1 protein-coding gene is annotated in these 6,190 nt (G+C 64.5%); it reads right to left on the bottom strand.

Annotation, left to right across the window (positions count from 1 at the left end; genetic code table 11):
- Positions 1-6,190 (bottom strand): amino acid adenylation domain-containing protein (locus tag ABZF37_RS13135; RefSeq protein WP_372720652.1); only part of this gene is annotated, 6,190 nt, incomplete at both ends.

Below are 6,190 nucleotides of genomic sequence, written 5' to 3'. Positions count from 1 at the left end.
GTGTACCTGCGCCTGGACCAACTCATGCACGCACGCCTCACTGATCGGGACCGGCGCACCCGACCCGCGCGACAGCTCCTGAGCACGCTCGGCGGGCGTGAGCAGCTGAAAATCACCCAGCGCCTGCGCGCCTGCCACCAGCTGCCGGCACAGCGCCACAAAACGGTCCAGAAATCCCGGCGCCTCGAATGCCTGCTGCGGATAACCAAGGGTCAGGACCAGCGCGTCCTCAACACCCTGAACCACGAAATTGAGGCTGCCCTCAACCGGTGGCGCGAAGATCTCAGTTGTGACCGGCTTGCCGACCACGTCGTCGCGATCAGGTACAAAGTGGTAGAAATTGAACAAACAGGCCAGTCGCCCGGCCGGCAGCAGGCGGGTTTGTGCACCGATCGACAACTGCCGGTGATCGCGCACCCGCCGCTGGAAATCGCGTGCATAACCAAGCAATTCGCCGATAGCAGTGTCGGGACGCAGCGCATCCTGGCGAAACACGAACGGTAACTGGGCGTAAAAGCAGCCCAGGGAGTCCTCATGGACGCGCGCGCGTCCGCTGGCGAACTCCAGCACCCAGAAGTCGGCGGCATTACGGGCATGACGCGACAGCAGCAGGCCATACAGGCATTTGAGCAACAGCACCGGGGTCACCCGCTGGCTGCGCGCATAGCGTTGCAGTTGTATCCAGAGCTTGGCGTCGATGCTGGCCGTATCGGTTGTGATCGCGCCATCGGACGGGCCACTGCTCGGCAGCTCGGGCGCCTCGGCGCCAGCCAGTTCGGCGGACCAGAAGTCCAAACTCATGTGCCGGTCGGTACTGGCAAGGCTATGCGTAACGAAGTCGACAAACGGACCGGGCACCGTCTGCGTTGGCGCACCGATACGCAAGGCCTCGTAGGCGGCAAACAATTTGCGAGCAAGTACGCTGCCGCTCACCCCGTCGAGCAGGATGTGGTGGAAGGCCTCGATCCGGACATGCCCGCCATCGCGCAGCTTGAGCAGGGCATGACGGATCAGCCCGTCACGCGAGATATCGTAGGGCCGCTGGACCATGCCCCGCAGCCTGGCTGACAGGTCCACGTCGGGGATCTGCTGCGTCGACAGGTCCACCATCTCGACGGCCGCGGATCGGCTGCGGTACACGACCTGATAGGCCACGTCCGCATAGGGGGACGAGCAGCCGACGATGCTGGTTCTGAGTACCGGCTCCGCGTCAGTGACCTGTTGCAGCGCCTGCTGCCAGGCGGCTTCGTCCACCGGCTCGCTGAAACGAGCAGCCCAGCCCATGTTGTTTTGCAATGTGTCAGGGCGCAGCAGCGCGTCCAGATAAATATCGCGCTGGTTGGGTGTCAGCGGGAGTATTTGCTCAACCTGGGCCGCATCCACGCCCAATAAGGACATCAGCTCGGCGCTGTCCAGTACCGATACCCGGTCCAGCGGCTGCTGTTGATCGGCGATCAGGCCAGCCACCAGGCGCCAGTAGTGGGCCATCATCTGCTCAATGGTCGATGCGTCGAACAGGTCCGTGTTGTAGTCGGCGGCGACGCTCAAACCGGCGTCGGTTTCGGCCACCGACAGCGTCAACTCGTAACGCGCTAGATTTCCCTCCAGAACTACCGGCTGCGCGCTTAGTCCTTCCAGTTGCAGATCGCCCGCGCCCGGCATGCGATTCTGCAGCTGAAACGCTACCTGCGCCCCTGGCGCATAACCGGCGTGGCGGCCCACCCGCAACTCATCCAGCAAACGGGTAACCGGCATCTGTTGGTGCGCAAACGCCTCCAACACCACCTGGCGTACGGATTCGAGATACTCGCCAGCGGTGGGGTTGCCGGCAAGGTCGGTACGGATGACCAGGCTGTTGATGAAGTAGCCAACCAGGGGCTCGACCTCCACCCGATCCCGACCGGCGATGGGTACCCCCACGCAAAGATCCTTCTGCCCGGAGTAGCGCGACAGCAACAGCTGGTAGGCGGCCAGATACAGCACGAACGGCGTGACGCCCTGGCTGCGACAAAAGGCATCCACCGCCGCTGGCAAGTGGTCCGGTACCGACGCTTCGAGATGCGCGCCTTTGAATGTTTGCACCGTCCCACGCGGGCGATCGGTTGGCAGCCGCAGTACGTCGGGAGCGCCCTCAAGCTGCCCGCGCCAATAATCCAGCAAGGTTTGCAGGGTGTCGCCGCTGAGCTGGGCTGCCTCCCAAACCGCATAGTCGGCGTACTGGACCTGTAGTGCCTGCCAGGTTGGCGCCACACCCTGCCGTGCCGCCGCATAGGCCCTGACCAGGTCGTGCTGGAGAATCGGTACCGACCAGCCATCGGCCGCCAGATGGTGCACGGTCACCATCAGGATATTCAGGTCGGAGCCCAGGCGCGCTACCTTCATGCGCACCGGAGGGTCGGTGACCAGATCGAACGGCCGCTGCGCCTCGGCCAGGGCAAGCTGGCCGGCATACGCCATTGCGTCGACCCCATCGGGCAGCGGCGCATCCTCGACCTGGAGCAGACCCAGCGGGTGATCGTGCACCTGCTGGATCGGCTCGCCGTCGATCAAGGGGAAGGTGGTACGCAGACTCTCGTGCCGCTGCATCAGCATCTGAAAAGCGGTTGCCAGCGCCTCCAAATCCAGCGGCCCACGCAGCAGCAGCGCTGCCGGCATATTGAACAGCGGACTGTCCGGCGCAAGCTGTTGCATCAGCCACAGGCCGCGCTGACCCTGCGTCAACGGCACCTCGGCACCGGGCGGACGCGGCGTCAGCGGCGCCAGTTTCAGTCCAACGCCGGAACGTTTCGCTTCATCCACGGCCGTTGCAAGGCGAGCAACGGTGGTGGCCTCGAACAGCACCCGCAGTGGCAGGTCGATCTGCCATTCTTTCTGGATACGCGCAATGATCTGCGTGGCCAGCAGCGAATGTCCGCCCAGTTCGAAGAAGTTGTCCTCGACACCGACCTGGGGAATCCGCAGCACGTCCATCCACAGTTCCGCGACACGCCGCTCGGTGGGAGTACGCGGCGCGACGTAGGTCGCGGTGGCGGTAATCGGCACCGAAGGCAGCGCACCGCGGTCGATCTTGCCGTTGGCGTTCAGCGGCCAGGCGGACAGCGCGACGAGCCCTGCCGGCACCATATAGTCAGGAAGCTGTACCCGCAGGGCGCCCCGCCAATCCAGGGCATCAAGATCAAGTCCCTCGCCAATGAGATACGCCACCAAGCGTTCGTCCTGCACGGTGACCAGGCTGTCCGTGACCCCAGACAACGAGCGCAGCGCCACCTCGATTTCACCCAGATCAATGCGCAAACCACGCAGCTTGACCTGGAAATCGCGGCGACCAATGAACTCAAGATTACCGTCGGGCCGGTACCGCACCAGGTCACCGGTGTGATACAGCTGCCCGGCGCCAAACGGATTGAGCTGGAACTGGGCCGCTGTCAGCGCCGGGTTGTTCAGGTACCCGGCACCGACACCGGCGCCGGCGATGCACAGCTCCCCGACCAAACCGGTTGGCAATAACTGACCGTTGGGATCGAGAACGTACAGCTGCACGTTGTCGATCGGCCGGCCGAGAGGAACGTCATCGTCGGACCAGCGCGCCGGTTCGCGGATGCGGTAGGCCGCGACCACATCGGAGCACTCGGTCGGACCGTACGAGTTGACGATTTCACAGGCACCGCCAGGATCCTGCAACCAGGACCGCAGCCGCGGCATGTGAATTGGCTCGCCCCCCAGGAACAGCGCACGCAGGCTGCCCAGAGGCGTGAAATCGTCCATCTGTTCAAGCAGCGCATAGAACGCACTTGGCGCACAGTTCAGCAGCGTGACCCCATGCCCGGCGAGCACACGAATAATCGCCGCCGGGTCAAACTCCGGACTGCCCGTGAACACCACGGTGCCACCGCTGATCAGGGGCGCGTAAAAGTTCTTCTGTGTCAGATCAAAACCGGGGGCGCTGATTACCAGGTTGCGATCGGCGACGCCCATGTCGAACTCGCGCGTGTACCAATGCAGCAGATTCACCATGCCGCGGTGATACACCCCGGCACCTTTCGGCAGGCCCGTGGAACCTGACGTATAGATGACGTAAAGCGGATCATCCAGGCCGATCACAACGGCCGGATCATGATCCGACTGGCCCGCCAGGACGGACTCGCCGGCCGCGTCGTTGGTACACAAGCTGGGGCCTGCATAGTCCAGTGGCAGGCTGGCATGTCGACTCTCGCGCAACAGGGCGCCCGCGCCCGCGTCGGTCAGCATGTAGCGCAAACGCTCGGCCGGGTACTGCGGGTCGAGCGGCACGTAGGCGCAACCGGCTTTCAAAACCCCAAGCAGGGCTGCCAGCAGCTCAATCCCGGGTGCGAACAACACGCCAACTCGCTGACCGGGCCCCAGTCCTTGCTGGAGCAACCAGTGCGCGATGCGGTTGGCGTGCTGGTTCAACTCCTGATAGGAGCAGCGCCGCTCGCCGTCGATCGCCGCCAGCGCATCGGGCGTGCGACGCACCTGCGCCTCCACCCAGGCGTGAACGCTCTGCGCCACCGGCTGGGCATGCGCGGTTGCGTTCCACACCTGCAACTGGCACTCACGCTCGGCAGCGGCGGGCAACTCAAACCGGCTCAGCACGCTCTGCGGGGCTTCCACCATTGCGGTGAACATGCGCTGGAGCTGCTCCAGCATGCGTGCCACGGTCGTCTGTTCGAGCAGATCCGCGTTGTAGGTGAGCTGTATGTGTAGTCGATCGTCGATCTCGGCAAAGCTCACGCTCAGATCGAACTTGAGGCCCGGATCGTCAATCGGGATCAGGCTGGCGGCGAGGCCCGGCAACGCCGCGGCAGCCCGCGGCGCGTTCTGAAACACGAACAGCACCTGAAACAGCGGCGCATGCAGCAGATCACGCGGCACATCGAGCCGCTCGACCAGAAACTCGAACGGCACGTCCTGGCGCGCAAAAGCATCCAACACGCGTTGCCGCACTCGTTCGGCCAACTGCGCAAAGCTGGGGTCTGCATCCAGATCGATACGCAACGGCAGGGTGTTGATGAACGGACCGATCAGCGCCTCGAGCTCAGTGTGGGGCCGGTTGGCGACCGGCGTGCCGATGCAGATATCCGGCTGCGCCGTGTAGCGTGACAGCCAGGCGGCAAAACCGGTCAAGGTGGTCATGAACAGGGTGCTGCCGGTGTCGGCGGCGAATTTGCGCAACGCCCCGCTGAGGTCTGCGCTGATCTCGAGCGTCGCCTGGCCAGGCCGATACTGTCTTCCAGCCTGTCGCGGCCGATCCAGCGGCAGGTCGAGCACCGGCACGTCCGCCAGCACGTCGGCCCAGTACCCAAGTTTTTGTTCCAGCGCCTCACCGTGCAGGCGCTGACGCTCCCATACGGCGTAGTCGGCGTATTGCACAGGCAACAGCGGTAGCGCAGCCGGTGCCCCCCCGACCAACCGTGTGTAATGGGCAATCAGCTCTTGGACAAGCAACCCGGCGGACCAGCCATCGGCCGCCACATGGTGCAGGCAGACCATCAGCACGTGGTCGGTCGGCCCCAGCCGCAGTACCGCCGTGCGCAGCACCGGCCCCCGCTCGAGGTCGAACGGCTGCGCGGCGAACTCCTCGATAGGCTGGCGCAATAAAGTCTCGATTGACGCTCCATCGCGCGTCCGCAACTCGTCAACCTGCAACAGCCAGGGCACGGGGGCGTGGATTACCTGCTGCGTGTCCGCCCCTTCGCCGCTGATCGTGGTGCGAAGGATTTCGTGCCTGTGCACGATTGCCTCGATCGCTTGACGCAGCGCTTCCAGGTCCAATGCCCCTTCGAGACGCAAAGCAACCGGCATGTTGTAAGCGGCGCTGTCCGGCTCCAACCGTTGCAGGAACCACAGTCTTTGCTGCGTATAGGACAGCGGCAGCGGACCGTCGCGGGGCACCGGCAGCAGCGGCGGGCCGTCGTTAGCGGCACCGGCGAGCCCGATCTGCGTCGCCATGCCGGCCACCGTTGCGGCTTCAAACAGCGCACGCAAGGGCAGTTCGCTGTGAAAGGCTTCGCGAACCCGGGCGATGATGCGCGTCGCCAGCAGCGAGTGTCCGCCCAGGTCAAAGAAGTTGTCGTGCCGGCCAATCCGCTCGATCCCCAGCACCTCCGACCAGATCGCCGCCAGCTGACGCTCAAGATCACTTTGCGGCGCCTCGTACGGGCGCTGCAGG

The organism is Immundisolibacter sp., assembly GCF_041601295.1.
In the GTDB taxonomy this organism is placed as follows: domain Bacteria; phylum Pseudomonadota; class Gammaproteobacteria; order Immundisolibacterales; family Immundisolibacteraceae; genus Immundisolibacter.
The sequence above is the reverse complement of the archived record's forward strand: the minus strand, read 5'-3'. Positions and strand labels throughout refer to the sequence as shown.